Origin of the sequence: Proteiniborus ethanoligenes (assembly GCF_900107485.1) — a bacterium.
Taxonomy (GTDB): Bacteria; Bacillota; Clostridia; order Tissierellales; family Proteiniboraceae; genus Proteiniborus; species Proteiniborus ethanoligenes.
Genome location: NZ_FNQE01000004.1, coordinates 24501 through 49445 on the forward strand (window position 1 = coordinate 24501; position 24945 = coordinate 49445).

Consider the following 24945-nt stretch of genomic DNA (forward strand, 5'->3'; position numbering starts at 1 on the left):
CTCTCATACATAACACAAACAAAACTGTGTTGTAATCATTATTGGGCAGTAACGTCAATTACTTCTATTGTTCCATCTATAATTCCCTTTTTAATTTCTTCTAGCTTATTAATTACTTCTTCTCCAATTATATCTTTTGTATATTTCATCTCCGAAAGTCCTACACCGTTATTTTCAAGACCAAATAGCTTCAATTCCCCTACAAAGCTTTTATCTACAACATCTTGTATAGATTCAAATACTGCTACATCTACTCTTTTCATCATCGAAGCAAGCACTAAGCCTTCTGCCATATAATCCTGATCTGAGTTAATTCCCAGTGCATACTTGTTTGCATCCTTTGCAGCTTCAAATAACCCAGTTCCAGAACCACCAGCTACAGGATAAATAATGTCTATTCCTTGTGAGTACATAGATGCTGCAATGTTTTTTGCTTTACCAGGATCATTAAATGCACTAAAATCTGACCCTATAGGTTGAACTATTACTTCGATATCCTTATTAATATATTTTACTCCTTGCTCGTATGCATTAGTGAATCTATTTAAAAATGGTATATCCATAGCTGGTATACAACCCACTTTATTCGTTTCAGTCATCAAAGCAGTTAATGCACCTATTAAAAATGAACCTTCATGTTCTTTGAATGTTAATGATTGTACATTAGGTTGCTCTACTACTGCATCTACTATAGCAAATTTTGTGTCTGGGAATTCTTGTGAAACTATATTCATAGGCTCAGCCATATCAAAGCCTACTCCTATTACCATATCATTTCCCGCATTAGCTAAATCTCTTAACAACCCTTCTGTTGAAGCTAAATCTATCGGCTCCACTACCTTAAGTTCTATATTCAATTCTTTTTCTGCCTGTTTTGCACCATCATAAGCAAGGTCATTAAAAGATTTATCTCCTAAGCCCGCTACTCCTGTAAGTAAACCTACTTTTACTTTTTCTCCTTCATCTGTACCGGAAACGTTTTCATTGTTTGCAATATTCTCATTGCTATTTACTTGATTATTATCTTTCCCGCAAGCTACTAATGTAAAAAGCATAATTAAAACTAATAGAAGCGATAAAAATTTTTTCATAATATTTCCTCCTTATTTTTTGTTTTTTAGCATCTCCTTAGTTTGGAAAATATACTTTTATTATTAACGGCAACACCTCCAAATGTTGTTTTTGTGTTTTATTAAATTATTTAATATAGCTTCTATGACATGTATGCTACTGTTCTACAAGCTGTAAATCTTATAAATTGTGGAAGATAATATTCTGTATTATACATTACAGGTATACCATCCTTACTATATTCAATAGTATCCACCCTAAAAAGAGGACTGCCTTCCTTTATATCGAAAAGCCTTGACAGCTTAGCATCAGACACGACTGGAATCAATTCAATAAAGTCATGAGTAAGCTGACAATGACAGTACTTTTCGACAAAATAAAACATTGAATCCTCTAACTCTTCTGTTTTAAAATCTGTCCTTGAAAGATATTTCTTAGGAATTCTATCAATGCAAAATGCTGCAGGTGCCCCATTAGCTAAAAACCTCTTTTCTACAACAAGAATCTCTTCATCTTTTTCAATAGATAAATTTTCTGACTCCAGTTGATCAGATTTTTTCCAATGGTATAATATCTCGTCTACACTAGAATCGTAGCCATTATCTTTAATGAACTTAGCAATTTCTCTAGCATCCTCTATGCGACATGTCAATTTCTTAGCAAATGATGTTATAGTAGTACTGCTACCTTGATTTCTTGCAATGTAGCCTTCCTTTTCTAAGATTGTCAGTGCCTCTCTGACAGTCAGCCTACTTACGCCTAACTGTTCTGCCAATTCAACTTCAGATGGTAATTTTAATCCAGCAGTTCCATCATCAGATAATATATATGCCTTTAAACTTTCGAGTACCTTTTGAACAGCGGTTTGTTTTTGAATTTTTCTAACATTTAATATACTCATATTTTCACTCCTCTGATAAGCTGATGATAATATCGTTTGCTTATAAGGTCTTTATTCGACATCATTTTTAATAATCCTCTTTTTTTAGATAAATATTATAAATTATTTATTTCGAAAGATAAAAAACTGGGTTAAACCACTAGTAAAGTGATTCGCCCCAGTTTTAATTGTTAGACATTATAATAATTATTTAGTTAAGTTCTAGCTTCATAATCTATCTAGCGAACAGTACCTGTCCATTTATACAATATCCAATATCTCCTTCGGACTAGACACTATATAGCTTGCTCCATATTCTCTTAGCTCTTCTTCTGACCTGAAGCCCCATAGAACTCCTACACTGTCCATGTCAGCATTTTGAGCTGTAAGTATGTCTGTTTTTGAATCTCCTATGTATAGGATTTCTTCTGGCTTGAGTTCCATAGCCTGAGCTATTTCTAGCGCTGATGTAGGGTCTGGTTTTTTCTCTATGCCAGCCCGTTCACCATATACCCTAATAAAGGGTATTCTTGCAAAAAACTTAGAAACCAAGTTCATAGTGTAATGATCTTTCTTGTTAGAATTTACCCCTAGCTTTATACCCATTCTATTCAATCCATCTAGAACATAGTCTATTTCATCATAAGGCTTAGTTTTATTAAGATAATTACTGTCGTATATTTCTGCAAATTGTTCTACTGCCTTATCTATTATCTTTTCATCGGTTTCTTCAGGAAAGCTATTTAGAACTAATCCTCTAAACCCATTTCCTACCTTAAGCATATATTCTTCCTTAGTAAAATTAGGATGTTTATATTTTGTAAGTACTATATTCATACTATCTGAAAGGTCCTCTATTGTATCTAGTAAGGTTCCGTCCAAATCAAATATTACTCCTTTGTATCTTTTCATAGCACATCTATCCTTTCATAAAAATCAAAGACTATCCCTAGTTTTTAGAGATAGTCTTTAAATCTATATTACCTGTCTTTGAATTCTTTCTTTTTCTGCGTCTTGGGAATCCATCTCATACCAGCTTGGTCTAATGAATTCAATATTTACATTGTCACCTATTTTGTATATATTTTCATGAGAAGTACGGATACGCACTGTTTGTTCTCCAAGCTTTACATGATATTCTATGCCTGAGGTTAAGTAAATTCTCTTTTCAATCTTAGTAGCGTAACCTTTTTCCGAATTACTATTTATTAATATTTCATTAGGTCTTGAAGCTATTACTCCTGTTTTTCCTTTTAGCTCATCACTCCAAGCTAGTGGAATAGGTTGGCCTTTGCCTCCCACAGGATATATCTTTCCATCTTCTAAGACCACATCTACAAAGTTAGATTGTCCTAGAAATCCATAAACAAACTTATTTACAGGATTGTTGTATAGATTAGCAGGAGTATCTATTTGAACAATGTTACCCATATCCATAACTAGCATTCTATCTGACATGGCCATTGCCTCTGATTGGTCATGAGTTACGAATATTATAGTAAAATTGAACTTCTGTTGCAGCTCCTTAATCTCAAATCTCATATGCTCTCTTAATTTCGGGTCTAGATTTGAAAGAGGCTCATCTAGCAGCATTACTTTTGGATTAGTAACTATTGCCCTTGCAAGAGCAATTCTTTGCTGCTGTCCACCAGATAAATCAGATGGATACACATTTTCTAATCCCTTTAAGTTAGTATGAGTTAGGGCTTTGTTTACAGCATCATTAATTTCTGTTTTGCTTTTCTTTTGTACTCTCAGTGGGAAAGCCACGTTCTCAAATACATTTAAATGAGGCCATACTGCAAATGCCTGAAACACCATTCCTAATCCTCTATCCTCAGGAGGAACATAAAGATTCTTTTTGCTAGATGATACTATTTTGTCTCCTAGATAGATTTCACCCTCACTTAAGTCTTCAAATCCTGCAACCATCCTTAAAGTTGTAGTCTTGCCACAACCTGAAGGGCCTAAGAAGGAAAATATCTCTCCTTCCTTTATATTTAAATTAAAGTTGTTTACTGCAATAATTGGCTCTCCAGATTTGGTCGGGAATTTTTTTGTTACGTTTTTTAATACTATTTGATCCATTTAAACTCCCTTCCTTTCTCTTGTAATAAGTCTTAAAACGCCATTTCCTAAAATAATTATCAATATGGCTACTGCAGCAAGTGCAGATGCTTGTACTGTATTTCCTTCTGCATTTACCGAGTATATGGCTACTCCTAAGGTTCTAGTAAATGGTCCATAAAGCAGTATAGAAGTAGTTAACTCACGCATTGCAGGTAAGAATATTAGGAAAAATCCTGCAATCATTCCTGGTCTGATTAAAGGCAATGTAATATCCCTTAAGGACTCTAAATGAGTAGCACCACAGGATCTAGCTGCCTCCTCCAAGGAGTAGTGTACCTGCTCTAGGGATGCGGCTGCTGACTTCATTGCAAAGGATACATATCTTGCAATATAAGCTATTAGTATTATCCATATTGTATTGTATAGATTTATTCCTATAATTCCACTCCAGGATAAGATTACTCCTATAGCTAATACTATTCCAGGTATGGAATATGGCAGTAAGGATAATATCTCAAGAACTTCTTTTCCTTTAGGTCTAACCTTGATAATGATATATGCTATCATAACACCTAGGAACATAGATATTATACCTGCAGTTACAGATAAGAATAAACTGTTTTTAATAGAGTCTATTACCATCTGTGATTGTGTAAGAATATACTTATAGTTAGCAAATGTCATGTTTTCAAGCTTCAATGGTAGTCCATAGGCCTTTAGCCCACCTACAGCAAATATCATGAATAAAGGCATTACAACTATTATAAATAGGGAAACTAAGCTAATTATTAATAGTGGATACTTAGCCTTTCTTAGTTTAATAAGAACAGGTCTCATGCTTTTTCCCTTGATAATGTCGTATCTTCCTGTCTTTAAAACTAGCTTTTGCAGCCATAATGCTATAACAACTACAACTACCAACAGTATTGATAAGGCAGCCCCCTCTCGTATCCCTTGGAAGCTTCCAGAGGACCTGTTTATCAACTGGAATATCTTAGTTGGCAATGTAAATATATTTGATGAAAATCCTAGTATTGCTGGTACTCCAAAATGTGATAATGACGATATGAGAATCAGCATAGCTCCTGCAGCTGTTGCTGGCATTACTAGAGGTAAAGTTATTTTTCTAATTACATACCATTGATTTGCACCTGCTATTCTCGCTGACTCTTCTAGGGTTGGGTCCATTCTCTCCAATGCACTTACTACTTGTAAGAACACAAAGGGGAAATAATAGCAAACCTCAACAAATACTATACCGGCCAAGCTATTGATATTTAATAGCGGAGTTGCAGAGCCAGTAGCAGCCATATAAATCTTATTTATATAGCCTGATCTAGGTGCAAGTAATAGGTTCCATGCCATAGCACCAAAGAATGGCGGAAACATGTATGGAATAGTAAAAAGTGACTTCATCAATCCCTTTAATGGGATATCACTTCTACCTATTAGCCATGCGTAGAATAAGCCTAAGATTGTTCCAAATATTGTAACAGCAAAGGATATCTTTATAGTATTCCACATAGCAGTTACATTGTCTGGATTAAATATTACTTCCTTAAACATAGTAAAGTCAAACTTAAATCCATAGAAGAAGGTGCTATATATTATCATTGCAATAGGAAACAATACGGTGATTAACAAGATAATCAATGAAAGACCATATAGGACTTGGTCTATCCCAAGCTTTCCTCCATCCATTACATCGCCATGAGTTTTAAAGCGTCTTAAAAATTTCATCTAATCAACCTCCCCTTCCAATGCCACAGCCTGCTCATTCATAGTGTAAAATTGAGGTTGTGAAAAGTCTAATCTATAGTATTTTCCTTCTTCAGGTACACCATTTTGGAAGGCATCATATGAATCCTGGTGAACTCTTATAGTATGGACCCCAACTTCAACAAAGTAGTCAAATTGGTCTCCAAGATAAGTTACTCTGTTCATTTTCCCAATAAAGCCTTCGTCACCTTTTTTTGCTTCTACTAGCTTTATCTCTATAGGTCGGGATGCCATCATATACTCAGTGTTTTCTTCTAAGCCTTTATTTTCAATAGTCATGGACATATTTTCATCAACTATTTTTATTCTACCATTTTCGTATACAACAGGAATAAAGTTAGATACTCCTAAAAACTTATATACATATTGGTTTACAGGCTTTGTCCATATTTCTTCTGGAGTACCGATTTGCTGTATGTCTCCAGTGTTGTTCATGATTGCCATTCTGTCTGCTATAGTCATAGCAGTTTCCTGGTCATGGGTAATATATATTATTGTAACTCCTAACTCTCTTTGAAGCTGTTGTATCTCATAGGACATCTCTTCTCTCAATGTAGCGTCAAGGTTTGTAATGGGCTCATCTAGTACTATTAAATTTTGAGAAGATACTAGAGCCCTTGCTAAAGCAACTCTTTGCTGTTGACCTCCTGACAATTGAGACGGAAGGCGATGAGCATATTCCGTCATTTTAACTTGAGCTATTGCTTTCATCGCCCTCTCCTGTGCTTGTACCTTAGGTACTTTTTGCTTTCTCAAAGGATAAACTACATTTTCTAAAACAGTCATATGAGGCCACACAGCATAGTCTTGAAATACAACTCCTATGTTTCTTTTTTCTGGTGATATGGAAACTCTTTTCTTTGCGCTGGAGACTAATTTGTCTCCGATATATATTTCTCCTTGGGAAATTTTATTAAAACCACATAAGGCTCTTAAAAGCGTAGTTTTACCACAACTAGATGGCCCTACAATTGCTAGGCTTTCTCCGTCCTTTATGCTCAAGGAGATATCATTCAACACAGTATTATTTCCATATCCTACACTAATTCCTTTTATGTCTACACTAGCCATGCTTTTTCCTCCTCTTCAGATAACTCCTTATTTAAAGATACTATCAAATGTTTCAAGTATTTGAACTTTATCTTCTGCAAGCTTCTGATTATCAACAGGCAGCATCTTAGCTTCTGCTTCTGTTACTGGAATAGCATCTTCTAATGCCATATTTGGGTTAATTGGGAATGTATATTCTTCTAATAAAATTTGTTGTCCCTCTTCAGAAATTATAAAATCATAAAGTAATTTTGCTGCTTCAAGATTTTTTGTATTTTTGATTATAGCTATAGGGCTTTCTATAACTGGTATATTATCTGCTGGATATATAAAATCTACTGGGGAGCCTTGAGCTTTTACAGATCTGGCAATATAGTCAACTCCAATAGCTACCTTATACTCACCAGCACCTACTTTATTTACAACACCACTAGAACCATTTTCAAGCTTTACTCCATTTTCCTTTAAAGCTCTAAAATAATCCCAGCCATAATTAGGATGTTGAACTAATCCTGCAACAGTATTAAATGTAGTACCAGCTGATGTAGGGTCTGTCATGCCTACATAATCCTTAAATTCAGGCTTTAATAGGTCATCCCAAGTCTTTGGCGCTTCTTCTGCTGTTAGCATATTTGTATTGTATACAAAGCCTAACATAATCAATCTACCTGATATGTACATTCTATCTGGATCCTTGAACTTATCTGGTATTTCCTTAGCTGCAGGTGAATCATATGGATATAATAAATCATCTGCCTTAAAGTTAATATAGTTAGTTGGATCTCCAACCCATATTAGGTCTGCAGAAATTCCACCTGCTTGTTGCTCAGTAGCTAATTTTGTCATTACATTACCTGTCCCAGCTGTATAATAGTCCATATTTACATGTGGGTATTTAGCAGTGAACTTTTCCTTTAATGCTGCTAATTGCGTATCTTTTAATGATGAATAAAGCATTACATTTAGTTTTTCATCAGTTGAGCCACTAGTACCGCCTTTGTTACTAGAGCCACATCCTGTTAGCACCATTATTAAAGAAAGTGCTAAGACTAAAATAGTTGCCAACGTTTTCCTTTTAAACATTAAAATACACCCCTTAAATAAATTATAGTTGTGAGCCTGAGCTTACAACTATAATTTTAGTTAATATAATTCTAAATATAAACTTTAATATTCTACTTTTTTACATAATCTCATATTTTAAATAAACTTCTAGGCATATTCTTTCCTGTACTGTCCAGGGGTTAAGCCTGTGTTTTTCTTGAATACAGTATAAAAATAATTGTCATTGCTAAAGCCTACCATATTTGCAATATTCTTTATAGTAAAATCCTTATCAATTAAATATTCCTTCGCCTTTTCAATTCTATAATTTACAATATACTCACTGATAGATACTTCTTTTTCCGTTTTAAATATTTGATTTAAATAAGACGAAGATAGCCCAACTGCATCAGAAACAGTCTGTAAACTTAAATTAAGGTCCTTGAAATTCTGGCTTATATATTCAATAGCTTTTTCTATCACAATATAATTTCTTTTAGACTTTTCTTCAGATATTGCCCTTTCAATACTAGAGAATATATCCTTAAAATAAATGTCCAATCCAGATATATGGTTGCTCTCTTCTAAATATTTTTCAAAATAATCTCTTTTTATCATTCCATAATCAAGGAAATATTCCTCTATTTCTAATTCATCTACCATGTTTTGAATAGAGAAAATAAGCCTAACTAAATAAAACTTAAAATAATCGTATTTAAAATTAGATATTATCTCTATAAAATCTTTGTAAACAACCAGTGTGTTTTCGACCTCTCCTCTTCTTAAGGACGAAATTAAATCCTTTTCCTTCTCAGAAGGATAATGAGGTGGCTTGTATCTAGTTATTTCATAATCATAATATAATACATAGCCCTTAGGATAAAATATCTTTTCCTTTAAAAGCTCATTTAGTGCAATAAAGCCTAAATTGAACTCCCTAATACTTGTTATTAACCCACTAACAGCTATAGATGATACGCCCATAAATTTAAAGGTATCTATTAGTCGATTAATCCTTTGGGGATCTGCATTCCATAATATATGCACTGTGTTTTCACCAATATTGACACTATAATTGCTTTGTTCAAATTCATTGCCCATAGCCTCTAGCATATAATTTTGACCATTATAGCATAAAATCATGTGATAGTTTCCATGATAGGATAGGGGCATCTTATATTCCTTCAATATTTTATGTATATCCTTATCTCTTTTTATATTTCCCACTATGATTTCTTTTAGTAGCTCCTGGTGAAGAGCGTTCAAGTAGGTTTTAGACATGCTTTCTAAATCAGATGCCTTGACTAGCATATGCTCTATAGATGAAGTAATATAAGTTATATCATCAGAGTCTTTACTCACTCCAAATTCCTTCATCATACTTACCCATTTGTCTATTGGATTAGATAATTTTTTAGATAAAGCAAAGGAAATACCTACTCCTACCACAAGAAATAACAGAATTATTTTTATAGTGTTGTCTCTCATAGCAGTAATGTTGTCTACTAAGCTATTATAGGGCATAAGCTTGATAAAATACCACTCCTGATCCTCTGGTTTAGAATACATAACTAAGGATTTAACACCATCTACTGTATCTATAAAATGTCCGCTTTTTTCTTCAGAAGCGAATATTTTTTCTATGTATTTTTCATCTGATAGCTCCATTAGAAACTTATCTAAATCCGAATTATACACTACTTTTCTATCCTGATCCACAATATATAGTGAAGAGCTTTTATCTCCTTCTCCTTCTATTTCCTTTAGCCATTTTAAATCAAGGTTTATTATTAATACCCCTTTATTCTCTTTCATTGGATTGCTTTCAAAAAAGAAAAAGGTGCATACTGGATATTTAGAGCTTCCTTCTTTTATCCAACGTGGAATTGGATAAAAGCCCTTTAAATTCCTGCCACTATTTAAAAGCTGGATAACTTCCTTATCATAGAAATTATCTGCATGGGTGGACATATAGTTTGATGTAGAGTATATGTAGTCTTTTTCCATATTGTACAAATAAATAGAATGTATATGCATTCCCATGGATTGAACTGAATCCATCCTTCTAATAGCTTGTACCTTTTCAAAGTTGTTCATATCTGGACTCTTCATAAGCTTCTGTATAGGAGATTCATATAGAAGATTCATTCCTGACAATTTTATAGATTTTCCTATGTATTCATTCATTCTACTGGTTTCATTCAATATCTCTATATTTATCTTCTTAAATCTGTTTATTGTGTTTATTTCATAATTTTTATATAGGATAAAGGATAATAGATTAATGGTTATCAAGATAACTATTGAAAACAAGGCTAGGACTCTATTAAAGTATTTGTTCGTAAAAAACTCTTTCATACCATAATCCCTCCTGATTTAATAAAGTACTGAAATTACAGGAAACAACCACAGGGACAGTCCCCGTGGTTTCATTGAGAAAGCGTTGTTTATTGTTTATCTAAAATCATTTTATCAAAATATAAAGAATTATGCTAGTGTCGTCAGTAAAAGTAGTGTTTTTTAAAAAATATATAATTTATTTAAAATCTTTAGAGGATTGGTTAGATTAATGTAGAAAATATTAGGGTATAGAAAATAAATTGTCACAAAAAGGGGAATGCCTTTTATGATAGCAGAAAAAGCAAAAAAAAGTATAATTCATGAGGATTTTTTATTAATTGTGGCTATATTTGCTATAAACTTAATGTTCTTAAGAATAATAGGTGTTTATGAAGAGCAAATTTATAGGGTTTTAAATATACCAGAATTTTTAACAGCTCATATTGTCCTTGAGTTTTTGGGTATACTGCTCTTTTTCATGACATATACAATAACTTATTATACATTCAATAAAAATATGAGATTAAGGCTATTAGTTTATAGCAGTACATTTTTTATTACTGGATCTGTTAGCTTCTTTCATACAATGAGCTATAAAGGTATGCCTAGCTTTTTTACCGAAAGCTCTGCACCAAAGGCAACAATATTTTGGATGATTAGTAGATTAGTTTTAGCCATTGGGCTTTTCATAGCAGCAGCTATTCCAGTAGATAAAAAAACCAACCTAAAAAGAGAGTATTTTTTAGGAGGGAGCATTGTAGCTACATTGGCGATTTTTTACATAGGAACGTATAAGCAAGACCTACTGCCTCCTATGTTTATCGATGGGCAAGGCTTAACTCCATTAAAAATTTATTTAGAATACTTTGTTATGATATTATTTTCTGTAACTGTTGTTTTTTGTATAAGGGATTATATCAGGACTAATAATAGAATTTTTAAAATTTATTATATAAGCCTGTGCTTTGCAGTTTTTACGGACGGTGCTTTTACTCTGTATAAAAGTGTCTACGACACCTATAATCTTTTAGGCCATATGTTTAATATAGTCTTTGGCTTTCTTGTTTTTCGAGCAATTTTTTCATATAACTTAGATCATCCATATAACGAGCTTGATAAAGCTAAAAAGAGAATCAAAAGGTATGCTGACAACCTAGAGGAGGTTGTAGAAAATAGAACTGCAGAGATTCAAGCAGTTAACAATAAAATGATGGAGGATTTGGAGCATGCAAAACGGATACAGCAATCCTTGCTTCCACAAAAATCTCTAAAAATTTTTAATACTAAGTTTATCTCAGAATATATTCCATGTGAAAGATTAAGTGGAGATTTTTATAATATTCATGCCTTAGATGAGGAACACTTGGCAATGTACATTGCTGATGTTTCAGGTCACGGAGTATCTGCTGCAGTTATGACTGTATTTGCTGATAGAATAATGAAGCCAACAAACCTGTTTCATTCTGGAGAAAATATTATATCTCCTTCTGAAAAGCTACAGAGCTTTTATGAGGAATTTAATAAATCTGACTTTCCAAATGAAATGCACATAGTAATATTTGAAGCAGTATACAATATAAGAACACAAAAACTGTCCTACTGTTCAGGTGGTATGAATGTCCTCCCAATCCTAGTCAGAAGGAATGGAGATTGGGAATTGCTAGATAAGAGTAGCGGGTTTACTATATGTAAATTCGCTGAATTCTACAAGCCTAAGTATGAAAATGCATATCTAGACTTAAATAGGGGTGACAGAATTATTTTTTATACAGATGGATTAGTAGAATGCTTTAAAGGCAATACACTTTTGAAAATGGATACTATTGTTACAATCATGAAAGAATACAGATACAAGAGCTTGAATAGATTAAACGAAAGAATTCTTTTAGAAATTAGAGAAAACACTAAAGATGGATATATACATGACGATGATATTACTTATTTTATTTTGGAAGTATGATTGTTTTGTTCTATGATACTATATATAAAATTTCAACCCCACCTATAGATTAATTTCTGAGGGTGGGGTTGCTATTATACTTATTTAATTAGCTCAATAACTGGGTCAATAATTTCTTGATGCATTACGTCAATAAAACCATGGTCTGTTACTGCATATTCTGGAATAGCCGCTAGGCAAATAAAAGAAAGAAACATAAATGGAATACTTATAGTACAGCCCAGTTCATGAATTTTTGAATTTAATACTTTCTTCTGTGATGCTAGTTCCCAAGCATCTAAGTCTGATAGCAATCCTAGTATAGGATATTCTACTTCACAAATAACTTGACCATTATTAACTAAAACCTGCCCACCTTGGATTTCCCCTATTCTATTCACAGCAAGGGCCATATCCTCAAAGTTTGTTCCCATAACAATTATATTATGATTGTCATGACCTACAGACGATGCAATTGCACCTGATTTTAAGTTAAATCCTCCCATAAAGGCCTTACCAATATTTCCATTCTTTCCATAGCGTTCTACTTGAGCTATATATAGAATATCTTGATTTAAGTCGCATTCAACAACCCCATCCTTAACAGGTAAAATTGTCTCTTGCCCAAAGGTTATAGGTATCCAATCTAAAGTACGCATTATTTTTACTCTTGCTTCTTTAGCTTCCTTATCTACCTTAATCATAAGATCTTCTGCAGTAATTTTTTTAGATAATTTAATTGTATTTAGGAGTATAGGCTCATGTTCTGCCTTGTCATAACGCTTAATTAACTTACTATCCTCAACAACTAGGTTGCCACCTGATATTACAGATATTACCTTAAAATCCTCTGGTCCTTCTGCAATGTTTATATCTGCACGTCTTCCTGGAGCCAATGCACCTATTTCTCTATCTAGATTAAAAGCTCTTGCTGCATTTATTGTTACCATCTGTATTGCAGTAACAAAATCCACACCATTTTTCAAAGCTGTACGTATAGCATCATCTAAATGTCCTCTCTCTACCGCATCAACTGTATGTAAATCATCTGTTACTATACTACACATAGTTGAATCTAGCTTATGCTCAGTTATAGCTTTCAGACACTCTGTCATATTTCTTGCTGCCGAACCCTCTCGCATCATTACGTAACAGCCAGCACGTAATCTCTCGATTGCATCCTCTGTACTAAGGGATTCGTGGTCAGTGCTTACTCCTGCTGCCATGCATACATTCATTGCTGGTCCCTTCATTTCAGGCAAATGTCCTTGGAGTGATTTGCCCATTTTACTTGCTATTTCCATTGCTTTAATTAACTCTGTATTTCCTTGTAAAAGATAAGGTGCTACAATTTCAGATAGTCCTACTGCATCATCACGCTTTAGGGCCTTTTCAATAATTTCACTATTAAAAGAGCCGCCACTTGTTTCAAGTCCTGGAGCAAAAGGTACATGGGAGGGCACTACAAAATATATTTTGAGATCTGTTGCCTTAGCCTCATTAAGTACTGCTTCAATGGCTTCCATTCCGCCAACAACTCCTACCTCATGCATATCTGCCATCACAGCTGTTGTCCCATGAGTTAAGACTATTTCCGCAAAGCCCCTAATACTCAAATTTGTACTTTCTGGGTGAATATGCCCATCAATAAAGCCTGGCAGCAAATACTTCCCTTTAGCATCTATAATCTTAGTTTTCTCACCAATACAGTAATCTATGTGACCTACTGCAGCTATTTTGCCATTAGCAACTGCAATTCCACCATTATATATTTCCTTTGAATAAACATTAACAATTTTCCCGTTCACAACTACTAAGTCAGCTTTTTCTAATCCCATAGAAACAGATGTTAATTTTTTATCCATTACTATCCCTCCATTTTTTATTTCTATATCAATCTAAATACTTTTTTAGATATATGGAAACCTATGAGGTAAAACTATCCCAGCACGTTTGTAAATTGATTCTGCTCTTTCTTTTGCTTCGTTAATAATAGAATCTTCATCAACTGTTAATATTTCCCTATCCTTCATAATCCACTTCCCATCACACATTGTGCTTTCAACATTAGATGAATGCATAGAAGTAACTAGATTTGCAATAGCATCATGAATAGGCAGCATTCCAGCAGAATTAGGATTAATAATTATGACATCGGCTTTTTTCCCTACTTCTAGAGATCCAATATTATCCTCTTCAAGAAGAGCTTTTGCACCATTTACAGTAACCATTCTAATGATTTCCTGAGCCTTCATAATTGTAGGGTCTAATCGCCACCCCTTATGAATAAGAGATGTAAGCCACATTTCATCTATTAAATCCATTCTGTTGCTGGCTGCTGCTCCGTCAGTTCCTAATGTTACGCAAATTCCTTCCTTAAGCATTCTTGGAATCTTAGCAAATCCAAGTACTCGCATAGCAGCCGCTGGATTATGTGAAACCTTTACTCTCTTCTCTTTAAACATATTCACCTCTTCATTTGTAAGCCATACTGTATGAACTGCAAGAAAGTTTTTGTCCAGAACATCTAAATTGTATAAATGTTTTACAGTTGTGGCCCCTCTTGTTTCTAATGCATACTCAACTTCTTCTTTTACCTCTGCAACGTGCATATGTACACCTACACCATACTTATCTGCAAGTTCTTTAGTCTTGATAATCAAATCATCAGAGTTGTTAAAGATAGTACGCAATCCAAACCAAACCTGAACACGTCCATCGGCAGTATTATGAAATTTTCTTAAATCTTCTTCTTGTTTGTCAAGCTCTTCTTGTGTTGTTTTTTGCCAGACTTTAGGCAGCCCTTCTCCACAATCCATCACTGACTTTGCAAGCTTAGCACGAATACCAATCTGGTTCACAGCCTTTGCCATGCCACTAACAAATTGACCACCAGGCTCAGCAAATGATGTGACCCCTGCTCTGATCTGTTCAAGGCAGCAAAGCAATGTAGAAATATAGGAATCCTCTTCAGTTAAACTACTTTCATAGGGCCAGATTCTCTCATGTAACCAAGTTAGAAGATTTACATCATCACCAAGACCCCTGCCTAATTGCTGTGACGTATGTACATGTGTATTAATAAGGCCTGGCATAATAATTTTTCCCTTTGCATCTACTATTTCTACATCAGGGGTTACTAAAGACTGTTCTACATGCCCTACTGCTTTAATCCTATCATTTTCAATTAACACATCTCCCTGCGTAAAAACTTGCTCTTCTTTGTTCATAGAAACTATGAAACCGTTCTTTAATAGTATTTGACTCAATTAATTCCCTCCTTTATTTTTTATTGAGTAAAATATTTACCTAATGCTTTTTAAAATTAATTAATTGTACTTGAACTATATTGTTTTGTGCGTTATAATGAATTTTGTCCGTTATATTTAACATTCTTCACAACTCAAAAAAATCCTCTATTATTTTGAAATTTTTAAAATTTTATATTTTGTGCTATTATCTTTATATATATTGCTAATAGAATTTTTCAAAGAAAGGTGAAAAAACTTGGATATAGGAAGCATGATTAAAAGTAAACGATTAGAGAAAAAAATGTCTCTACGTGAATTAGGCATAAAAACAGGATTATCGGCCAGTGCTATAAGCCAAATAGAAAATAATAAATCTATACCTAATATACTCACTGCTAAACAGTTAGCTGATGTTTTAGGTTTTTCTATTATTTCATTTTTTCTTGATGATATTGATAGTAAAATTTCACTTGTAAGAAAAGATGAACGCAAAGTAATAACACGTAACAAAAGTAAATATGGTGATTTAACAGAAGAAATGATTACGAAAGACAAAAACGAAATTTTGGGTGGTGTTATTACAATACCGCCTCTGGCTGATTCAGGTAAAGAAGTAAGTCATAATGGTGAAGAAATTGTATATATACTTGAAGGTGAAGTAATGTATACTCTGGTAGGCGTTGGTGATTATATACTCAAAGAAGGAGATACCCTTACATACCCTTGCTCTATACCTCATAAATGGAAAAACACTCATAATTCAAACATAGCAAAGATATTGCTAGTAGCTACATCAAAGGATTTTTAAAAATATAAAATCCCACCTTCAGAATAAAATCTGAGGATGGGATTTTATTATATGCTTTTTATCAATTCAACTAAATATTCCTTAAAACCATCTTTTAAATCTTCTCTCTCTAATGCAAACTCTACTGTTGCTTGGAGGAAGCCTAGCTTGTTCCCTACGTCATATCTTTTGCCCTCAAAGGTATATGCGTACATTTTTTGCTGCTTAGCTAGCTCTTTTAGGGCATCTGTAAGCTGTATCTCTCCTCCTGCACCTGGCTTTGTAGTCTCTAATATATGAAATATTTCAGGAGCTATTATATATCTTCCTAGTATGGCCACATTAGTAGGTGCTTCATCTATATTTGGTTTTTCTACTAAGTCCTTCACTTCGTATAGTCCATCTTTTATTTTATTTCCAGATACTATACCATATTTGTTAACATCCTCTTTTGCCACCTCTTGAACTCCGAGAATAGTAGCCTTGTGTTCATCATACATATCTATAAGCTGCTTTAGACATGGTTTAGCTTTTGAATTTACTATATCATCGCCTAGAAGCACTGCAAAGGGCTCATCTCCTATAAAGCTTTTAGCATAATAGATAGCATGCCCTAGTCCTAGGGGCTCCTTTTGTCTTATGTAGTGTATATTTACCATATTAGAGATTTTACTAACCTCTTCTAGTAATTCTGTATTACCCTTTTTTTCAAGCTCTAGCTCTAACTCTACAGATTTATCAAAATGGTCCTCTATGGATTTTTTATTTCTCCCTGTTATAATTAATATATCCTCTATTCCAGATTCTATAGCCTCTTCAATAATATACTGTAAGGTTGGCTTATCTACAATAGGTAGCATTTCCTTTGGCTGGGCCTTAGTTGCAGGTAAAAACCTAGTCCCCAACCCTGCTGCCGGGATAACAGCTTTTTTAACTAGCATATATATCACTAACCTTTCTATATAAGTTCTTTACTTGCACAGACCTCACATGAGACCTTGGGGTCTTTTATAGTATTTTCCACGCTGCATATATTATATGTAGGTACTATTTGCTGCACATGTTCTTTAAGAGTACCACTGTCACATTCATCTATTATTTCTCTTAAAGTATGTATAGATTTCAATATTAGCTTATAATCTGTAAATATAGGTTTGCCAATAAATATCTTATCATGCCCTGTTGATTGGATGCCTTCTTCATCTAGCAAAAGTTCTTCAAATAGCTTTTCTCCCTGTCTTAACCCAGTAAATAGTATAGGTATATCTAAATCTGGTTCGAATCCAGAAAGCCTTATTAAATCTCTTGCCAAATCTACTATCTTAACTGGTTCTCCCATATCGAGTACAAATATTTCTCCACCCTTAGCCATAGCTCCAGCTTGTATAACTAATTGAGCAGCTTCAGGTATAGTCATGAAGTACCTTATTATTTCTGGATGAGTCACCGTAACAGGTCCTCCTTCCAGTATTTGCTTTCTAAATAGTGGTATTACACTTCCATTGCTGCCTAATACATTACCAAATCTTACTGCTACGAACTCTGTCTTGCTCCCTTTATCTATGGATTGAATTATCATCTCGCATATTCTTTTAGATGCTCCCATAATATTAGTTGGATTCACTGCTTTATCTGTAGATATCATGACAAATCTTTTAACTCCATATTTATCTGCTGCTTGAGCTAGGTTTAAGGTGCCGAACACATTGTTTTTAATGGCTTCCTTAGGGTTGTCCTCCATAAGTGGCACATGCTTGTGTGCTGCAGCATGGAATATAACATCAGGTTTAATATCCTTCATGATTTCATCTATACGACTCTTGTCTCTTATAGAAGCTATGATAACCTTTAGATTTAAATCCCTATATCTGCTTTTTAACTCATTTTGTAAATCATAGGCACTATTCTCATATATATCTAGGATGCATAATGTATCAGGCTTAAACTTTGCAATCTGTCTACAAAGCTCTGAGCCAATAGAGCCTCCACCACCAGTAACTAAAACTTTTTTGCCTTTTAGATACTCACTTATCTCATCAATATTAAGCTCTACTTCATCTCTTCCTAGAAGGTCTTCTATCTGAACATCTCGTATTTCCTTAATACTAACTTGTCCATCTATAAGCTCATAAATTCCAGGTAATATTTTTAGCTTAGCTTTAGTCTTTTTACATTCCTGAACTATTTTCCTTATTTCACCCTTACCTGCAGAGGGAATAGCTATAATTATCTCATCAATTTTCATTTTATTGGCAACAATTGATATATCAACTCTCTGCCCCATGACAGGTACACCATTTATTCTTTGGCCTTCTTTTATGGAGTCATCGTCTATTATAGCTACAGGCTTGCTATTAAGCTGCGTATGGTTTTTTAGCTCCCTTATTACCATGGCTCCTGCATCTCCAGCGCCTATTATCATCACTCGTTTAAATCCATTGCCATTTTTAAGCTCACTGCCCTTGAGTCTCCTAAGTGCTCTATAGCTAAACCTAGCACCACCTATTAGCATCATATCTAGCATAGTAGTTATGGCATATACACTTCTAGGCAAATGTGTTTGTAGAGCAAACAAAAGGCTAACTACTCCAGTATTTGCAACAACCGATGCTACAACTACATTCATAAGCTCTTCTACACTTGCATATCTCCATAAGCTTCTATAAAGTTTAAAATAATAAAATACTAATATTTTTAATAATGTAATTATTAATGCATTGTTTATGTACACCTTTAGATATTGGGCTTCGATTTTACCATCAAATCGTAGGTATAAGGCTAGATAATAGGCTAGATTGATAAGTGCTATATCTAAAAGCACCAAAAAAATAACTCTCACTCTCTTTTGCATGACAAAGACTCCTTCTCGAAAAAACATTGTTTATTATTTAGCTAAAACTATTCTATCAAAATATTGGGTATTATGCTAGTATTCTCAGGAAAAGTTATGCATATAAAAACCACCTTCTGGTTTTGCTTCCCCAAAAGGTGGCATAGAAAATTTAAATCCCTCCTTCAGATTTTATTCTGGAGGAGGGATTAAAGCTAGGAGAGTACTGAAAACAGTCTTTGAATCTTAAGCAAACTTTTTCAGTGTCTCTCTCGCTGGGGGCTGATTCATTTACTTTCATTATTTAGTTTGATAATAAGCATAGGCAATTTGAGCGCCAACTTTAGCATTATTATAAACTAATTCAATATTTGCTTCTAAGCTTTTACCTTCTGTCTTTTCCACAATAGTTGAAAGTAAAAATGGTGTTACATCCTTTCCTTCTATTCCTTTTCTTTCACCTTCTAAAATTGCGTCATCAACTATAGAATCAATAAAGGATTTTTCAAGTTGATATTCTACTGGAATAGGATTTGCGATTATAGTACCACCACGCAAACCTAAATCATCTTTTGTTTTAATCATTTTTGCAATATGATTAACATCATTAAAGCAGGTATTTAATTTATATTTACTGTCACGAGTAAAAAATGCAGGGAAAATCTCAGTTCCATACCCTATTACTGGTACACCTTTTGTTTCTAAGTACTCAAGTGTTCTGCCTAAATCTAAAATTGACTTAGCACCTGCGCAAATTACATTGACATTTGTTGTGGCTAGTTCTTCCAAATCTGCTGACACATCCATATGCTCATTGTATCCTCTATGAACACCACCAATGCCACCAGTGACAAAGAATTTAATATTAGCCAGCCCTGCACAAATCATTGTAGATGCCACTGTTGTTGCACCTGTCTTTTTAGTAGATACTATATATGCCAAATCTCTTCTTGAAACTTTAGCAACATCCTTTGCACTCGCTAAATACTCTAAATCATCATCATCTAATCCAATCTTAATTTTCCCATTGATAACTGCTATTGTTGCAGGAATACAGCCATTATCTCTGATTATTCTTTCACATGTTTTTGCCATTTTTACGTTTTCTGGATAAGGCATTCCATGGGAGATGATGGTTGATTCAAGAGCAATTATAGGCAATCCTTCTTCTTTAGCATTTAAAACTTCATCACTATATTCTAAATAGCTTTCAAAATTTCTCATAAATTCTCTCCTCATTTATTTAGTCTAAAAGGGACAAGTAATATTTGTAGTTAATCCATTTTAGGCTATAATAAGCATCTTACTCAATTATCATTTGTTTATAAAATTATATCTTCATAGACATATTATTTATGCAATGGTTCAGTTGAAATTGTGATTTCCTTATTTTTAATTTTTTCTAGAGCAGCTGCTACATTTTGTCTTACTTCTTCTGTTACTGGAGCATCATCATACATATGGAATTCACACACACCTTTATCCATACCATAATCAACTCTTTGACCACCTTTGAAGTTTCCATCTAGGATATCTTCAATAAATGCAATTACCATTACATCAAAATAGTTAAGTGCACTACCAAGCTCAACATTGTTAACTTTGAATATCTCATCATAATGTGTATCCCAAGCAACAAAATATGTGCCTGTTTCAGCTGCTGCTTGTGCTGTACCAGCACCAGTACCACCAGCTGCTGCTGCAATTACATCAGCACCCTTATCCACTAAAGCTAATCCTAAGTCCTTACCAGTTGTAGGATCAGTCCAAGTACCAGCGTAGGATACATAGTCTTGAATATTTTCATTAACACTTCTTAATCCTTGCTGCCATCCAGCTATAATAGCATTTATAATAGGCTCGTCCATTCCACCTACAATACCAACTACACCACTTTCTGACATTGTAGCTGCTGCAACACCACCTAAATATGCAGTTTCAGTTCTATTTAAACCAAATTCCTGAATATTTTTGTAGTTTTCAATATTTTCAATTGTTCCGTCAAGGCTACCAAATTTAATATCAGGATAGTCCTTAGCAACTGATATTGTAGCTTCAGCAATACTAGCATATGTTGTAATGATAACATCATATCCTTGCTCTGCTAATGCTCTAATCTTTGGTTCATATTCACTTGTCTGTATAGCTTCTATCATTTTAATCTCAACATTTTCATGGTTTGCTTGATACTCATTAATACCTTTTACCAAATTTACTAACCATTCAGATGCATCTAAAGCCTGGTCAGATACGAAGGCAATTTTAGTAATGTCTTTTGCGTCCTTATTGTCTTCTGCTTTGTTCGTACCTGCACATCCAGTTAAAGCAAGGAGTGCAATTGATAAAATTAAAATACTAGCCAAAATTGATTTTCTTTTAAACATTAATATCCCTCCAGTTATTAATTTTTGAATTCTTAATCTTTGCTTTTTTCATTGACTTTGCTATAGTCTTAATGATCATAGGCAGAATAGCAGCTAATAAAGCTAATGCATAAGGTAGCATGGCTAAAATTTGTGAAGGATATCCTTCTGTTGATAGATAATTAGCTAGAGCATTTGCAAAACCAAACAATAAGCAGACTAATAATGTTAATATAGGCTCTGCATTTGTTAGAATCAAAGCTGCTAAAGCTGTGAACCCTCTACCTGATGTCATACCAACATTAAACAAATTTAGTGAAAGAGCTAATTGTGCACCTGCCAGCCCACAAAATAGTCCATTAAGAATCAAAGCAAAGTATTGAACTTTTTTAACACTTATTCCAGCAGACATTGCAGCATTACTGCTTTGTCCTATGGCCCTCATTGATAATCCTATATTCGTTTTATATAGAAAAATATATACAAAAAACGGGATTATCAATGATAAGTAAACTAAGATTGTTTGATTGTTTATAATAGGTCCAATTACTGGTACTTTTTCTAAAAAGCTAATAGCAATAGGACGTAAAGCTAAGTCAGAAGATAAAATGTATTTTCCGCTTACATCAAAGATTGGAATCATTAAATAACGTGTTAACCCACTTGAAAGAGTTAAAAAAGCTATTGCACATATTACTGGATTAACTTTTAACTCCATTACAAATACTGCATAAATTAACGTCATAAGAATTGTAGCTATTACTCCTATAAATAGGCCACCTATAACACTATTAGTGTAAAATGCTCCTACAACAGAGGAAAAGCAGCCTATTAATGTAAAGCCTTCAAGTCCTAGATTAAAAATGTTAACCTTTAAAGCAAACAATCCACCTATTGCAATCAATATTATTGGAGCTGCTAAACGTAAAGAAGAGTTAAGTAATTGTAAGATATCCATTTATTCAGCTCCCTTCTTTTTTGTTGACTTAGAAAAATATTGCACTATATTAATGGTAGCAAACAGCATTACAAATCCTTGAACTACAAGAACTATTTCCGAAGGCACATTAGTCATTACTGACAGAGTAACGGAACCACTCTGTAGGCTTCCCAATATTAAAGCCCCTAATACTAGTCCTATTGTGGATTTACTACCTATCAGGGCAGCTGTCATACCATAAAAGCCTAGATTTTCAACAAATCCATTATATACTTTATGGTATACTCCAAAGATTTCTCCAACAACAGACAGCCCTGAGAAAGCACCGCCTAGAAATGCTACAATTAAAATTAGTCGGATTGTATTTATACCACTTGCCTTGGCAAACCTTGGGTTATATCCTACGATTCTTAGTCTATAGCCTGGTGCTGATTTTTTAGCAATTATACCATAAACTAAAATAATAATTGTAGAAGCCACAAGGAGCATAATTCCACTTACAATAGGTTTCACTGTTATTGACATGGCTGTTGATTTACCTACCTCAGCAATTGGACTATATAGCAATAAGTAATTAGTTAATAGAAGAATTATATAGTTCATTAACATAGCAACAATAACTTCATTAACACCAAATAAAAATTTAAATATTGCCGGTATAAGACAAACAATACCACCAGCTAAAATCGCTACAATTATCATTATCAGCATAAGTGGAAATGTAGGGATATGTCCCAATAATTTTTGTACTGCAGCAATTGCAATAGCAGCAGCATACATTTGTCCCTCTTGTCCAATATTAAAATAGCCACATTTGTTACAAACAGCGAAGGATATGCCCAACATAATGATAGGTAATGTATATCTTATAGTATTTTGTATTCCAGATAGTGAACCAAAAGCTCCTTTTGCTAAAACAGAATAGGCTTCAATCGGATTGCCACCTGTAAACCATACAACAATTCCAGCTACTATAAATGCAATAATAATAGAAAAGACAGGACTAAATAATTGTATTAAATGATTTCTATCATTCAATTTATTTTTATACATCTGTATCATTTGTGTCCCCATCCTTTCTTACAGTTATACCACCCATCATTAGACCAATATCTGATTCTGATACTGAGTTGTTTTCGATTTCGTGGGAGAATATCTCCCCTGAAATTCCTCCTTCATATAGCACTATTATTCGATCACTTAATGATAGTAGCTCTTCAAGGTTTGCAGAAATAAGCAATATGGCTGTACCTTTATCTTTTTCCTCTAATAATATTTTACGAACAAAATTAATTGCTCCAATATCTAATCCTCTTGTTGGCTGTGATGCAACTAACAGCTTAGGATTGCGACTTATTTCTCTTGCTAATACAATCTTCTGCATATTCCCGCCAGATAAGTTATTCACTGGCTTGCCTTTTTCAATACCTCTAATGTCAAATTTCTTAATCATTTCAGATGAAAAGCTCTCAATTTTTTCTTTGTTTAAAAACACAAGGTTTTTGAATGTATCCTCTGTACCACAAATCACATTTTCACTCATATCTGCTTCCAATGCTAAACCTGTAGTCATCCGGTCCTCAGATATATATCCAACGCCTGATTTTCTTCTTTGGGCTATAGATAAATTAGTAATGTCATCTCCCGCTAGAATAATTTTCCCAGATGATAAATGCTCCATTCCAATAATTGAATTAAGAAGCTCAGTCTGGCCATTTCCTTCTACGCCGCCTATTCCTAAAATCTCTCCAGAGCGTATTTCAAAGCTTAAATCTCTTAATTTAGGAATTCCTTCATCATCAAAAAACCATAGCTTTTCAAAGCTACATACAGTTTCCCCAATACATCCTCTCTTTTGATTTTGAAATAAGGAAACCTCATTTTTTCCAATCATAGCTCTTGCAATATCAGTTTCTGTAACCTGCCCTCTAACATATTTTGCAGATACCTTGCCACCTCTCATGACAGTTATTCTGTCTGCCACTGTAATTACTTCTTTTAGCTTATGAGAAATAAATATTACTGATTTTCCTTCACTTTTTAATTCTTCAATAATATTAAACAATTCATCAGATTCTTGCGGTGTCAATACAGCAGTAGGCTCGTCTAAAATTAATATATTGGCTCCCAAATATAACGTTTTGATAATTTCTATTTTTTGACGTTCCCCTACAGATAGTGAGCTAATTGGTCTATTTAAGGAAATTTTCATATTGAATCTATCTAGAAGCCCTTTCACTTTATTTCTTGCTTCCTTATAGTCAATGAAAATATGCTTTAATGGAGCATGTCCTAATATAATGTTTTCTAATACTGACATATTAGGTATTTGCATAAAATTTTGGTGTACCATCCCAATGCCTAGTGATAAAGCCTTTGAAATATTGTACTCTTCTCTTTTACCTCGAATTAATATTTCACCTGAATCATGTTTGTATTGGCCATATAAAATTCTCATTAGGGTAGTCTTTCCTGCACCATTTTCACCTACTAAAGCATGTGTTTCTCCCTGTTTTAAATTGAAATCGATATTGTCATTAGCAATAATAGAGCCAAATTTTTTTGTTATTGATTTCATCTCTACAATATAATCCATTTTTT

Annotated in this window: 19 protein-coding genes; 2 read left to right on the forward strand and 17 right to left on the reverse strand. The window is 33.7% G+C overall.

Annotation, left to right across the window (positions count from 1 at the left end):
- Positions 1 to 38: 38 nt before the first annotated feature.
- The 8 genes from BLV37_RS02690 to BLV37_RS02725 all read right to left on the reverse strand — a co-directional run bounded on the left by BLV37_RS02690 (position 39) and on the right by BLV37_RS02725 (position 10252).
- Positions 39 to 1091 carry a BMP family lipoprotein gene (locus BLV37_RS02690; RefSeq protein ID WP_091726900.1) on the reverse strand — a complete coding sequence of 351 codons (1053 nt, stop codon included), beginning with the start codon at positions 1089 to 1091 and terminating at the stop codon, positions 39 to 41.
- Positions 1092 to 1213: 122 nt separating this feature from the next.
- Positions 1214 to 1972: a GntR family transcriptional regulator gene (locus BLV37_RS02695; RefSeq protein WP_091726903.1), complete on the reverse strand. Its 759-nt coding sequence runs from the start codon at positions 1970 to 1972 to the stop codon at positions 1214 to 1216.
- 240 nt (positions 1973 to 2212) lie between these two features.
- On the reverse strand, positions 2213 to 2863 hold the full coding sequence (locus tag BLV37_RS02700) for an HAD family hydrolase (protein WP_091726906.1): 651 nt from the start codon (positions 2861 to 2863) through the stop codon (positions 2213 to 2215).
- A gap of 63 nt (positions 2864 to 2926) precedes the next feature.
- Positions 2927 to 4039: an ABC transporter ATP-binding protein gene (locus tag BLV37_RS02705; RefSeq protein ID WP_091726909.1), complete on the reverse strand. Its 1113-nt coding sequence runs from the start codon at positions 4037 to 4039 to the stop codon at positions 2927 to 2929.
- The gene (locus BLV37_RS02710) at positions 4040 to 5761 is read right to left on the reverse strand and encodes an ABC transporter permease (protein WP_091726910.1); all 1722 of its coding nucleotides are present in this window, start codon (positions 5759 to 5761) and stop codon (positions 4040 to 4042) included.
- Positions 5762 to 6871, reverse strand: a complete 1110-nt coding sequence (locus tag BLV37_RS02715) for an ABC transporter ATP-binding protein (protein ID WP_091726913.1) — start codon at positions 6869 to 6871, stop codon at positions 5762 to 5764.
- Positions 6872 to 6898: 27 nt separating this feature from the next.
- Positions 6899 to 7933: an ABC transporter substrate-binding protein gene (locus BLV37_RS02720; protein ID WP_091726915.1), complete on the reverse strand. Its 1035-nt coding sequence runs from the start codon at positions 7931 to 7933 to the stop codon at positions 6899 to 6901.
- A gap of 129 nt (positions 7934 to 8062) precedes the next feature.
- A complete protein-coding gene (locus BLV37_RS02725) occupies positions 8063 to 10252 on the reverse strand; it encodes an AraC family transcriptional regulator (protein WP_091726918.1) in 2190 nt (729 codons plus the stop codon).
- Positions 10253 to 10520: 268 nt separating this feature from the next.
- On the opposite strand from BLV37_RS02725, the gene BLV37_RS02730 reads away from it, so the two are divergent.
- Positions 10521 to 12194 carry an MASE3 domain-containing protein gene (locus BLV37_RS02730; protein ID WP_176967836.1) on the forward strand — a complete coding sequence of 558 codons (1674 nt, stop codon included), beginning with the start codon at positions 10521 to 10523 and terminating at the stop codon, positions 12192 to 12194.
- Between the two features lie 80 nt (positions 12195 to 12274).
- On the opposite strand, the gene ade is transcribed toward BLV37_RS02730, so the two are convergent.
- Positions 12275 to 14038, reverse strand: coding sequence for an adenine deaminase (gene ade / locus BLV37_RS02735; protein WP_091726923.1), 1764 nt, complete (start codon positions 14036 to 14038; stop codon positions 12275 to 12277).
- A 45-nt stretch (positions 14039 to 14083) separates the two neighbouring features.
- Positions 14084 to 15442, reverse strand: a complete 1359-nt coding sequence (locus tag BLV37_RS02740) for an amidohydrolase (protein WP_091726926.1) — start codon at positions 15440 to 15442, stop codon at positions 14084 to 14086.
- Between the two features lie 238 nt (positions 15443 to 15680).
- Here BLV37_RS02740 and BLV37_RS02745 point away from each other — a divergent pair, with 238 nt between their 5' ends.
- Entirely contained in the window at positions 15681 to 16232 is a 552-nt protein-coding gene (locus BLV37_RS02745; protein ID WP_091726929.1) for a cupin domain-containing protein, read from the forward strand.
- A 47-nt stretch (positions 16233 to 16279) separates the two neighbouring features.
- Here BLV37_RS02745 and galU read toward each other — a convergent pair whose 3' ends face one another.
- The 7 genes from galU to BLV37_RS02780 form a co-directional block, all read right to left on the reverse strand.
- Complete coding sequence (gene galU, locus BLV37_RS02750) at positions 16280 to 17152, reverse strand: UTP--glucose-1-phosphate uridylyltransferase GalU (RefSeq protein ID WP_176967837.1); 873 nt, start codon at positions 17150 to 17152, stop codon at positions 16280 to 16282.
- A gap of 17 nt (positions 17153 to 17169) precedes the next feature.
- Complete coding sequence (locus BLV37_RS02755; RefSeq protein WP_091726931.1) at positions 17170 to 19062, reverse strand: nucleoside-diphosphate sugar epimerase/dehydratase; 1893 nt, start codon at positions 19060 to 19062, stop codon at positions 17170 to 17172.
- 279 nt (positions 19063 to 19341) lie between these two features.
- On the reverse strand, positions 19342 to 20265 hold the full coding sequence (locus tag BLV37_RS02760) for a pseudouridine-5'-phosphate glycosidase (RefSeq protein ID WP_091726934.1): 924 nt from the start codon (positions 20263 to 20265) through the stop codon (positions 19342 to 19344).
- 125 nt (positions 20266 to 20390) lie between these two features.
- Complete coding sequence (locus tag BLV37_RS02765) at positions 20391 to 21425, reverse strand: BMP family ABC transporter substrate-binding protein (protein ID WP_091726936.1); 1035 nt, start codon at positions 21423 to 21425, stop codon at positions 20391 to 20393.
- Positions 21418 to 22362: an ABC transporter permease gene (locus BLV37_RS02770; RefSeq protein ID WP_091726939.1), complete on the reverse strand. Its 945-nt coding sequence runs from the start codon at positions 22360 to 22362 to the stop codon at positions 21418 to 21420. Before BLV37_RS02770 ends, BLV37_RS02765 begins: the two co-directional genes overlap by 8 nt.
- Positions 22363 to 23406 (reverse strand): ABC transporter permease, encoded by a 1044-nt coding sequence (locus BLV37_RS02775; protein WP_176967838.1) that lies wholly within the window; start codon positions 23404 to 23406, stop codon positions 22363 to 22365.
- Entirely contained in the window at positions 23390 to 24940 is a 1551-nt protein-coding gene (locus BLV37_RS02780; protein ID WP_091726943.1) for an ABC transporter ATP-binding protein, read from the reverse strand. Before BLV37_RS02780 ends, BLV37_RS02775 begins: the two co-directional genes overlap by 17 nt.
- Positions 24941 to 24945 lie beyond the last annotated feature (5 nt).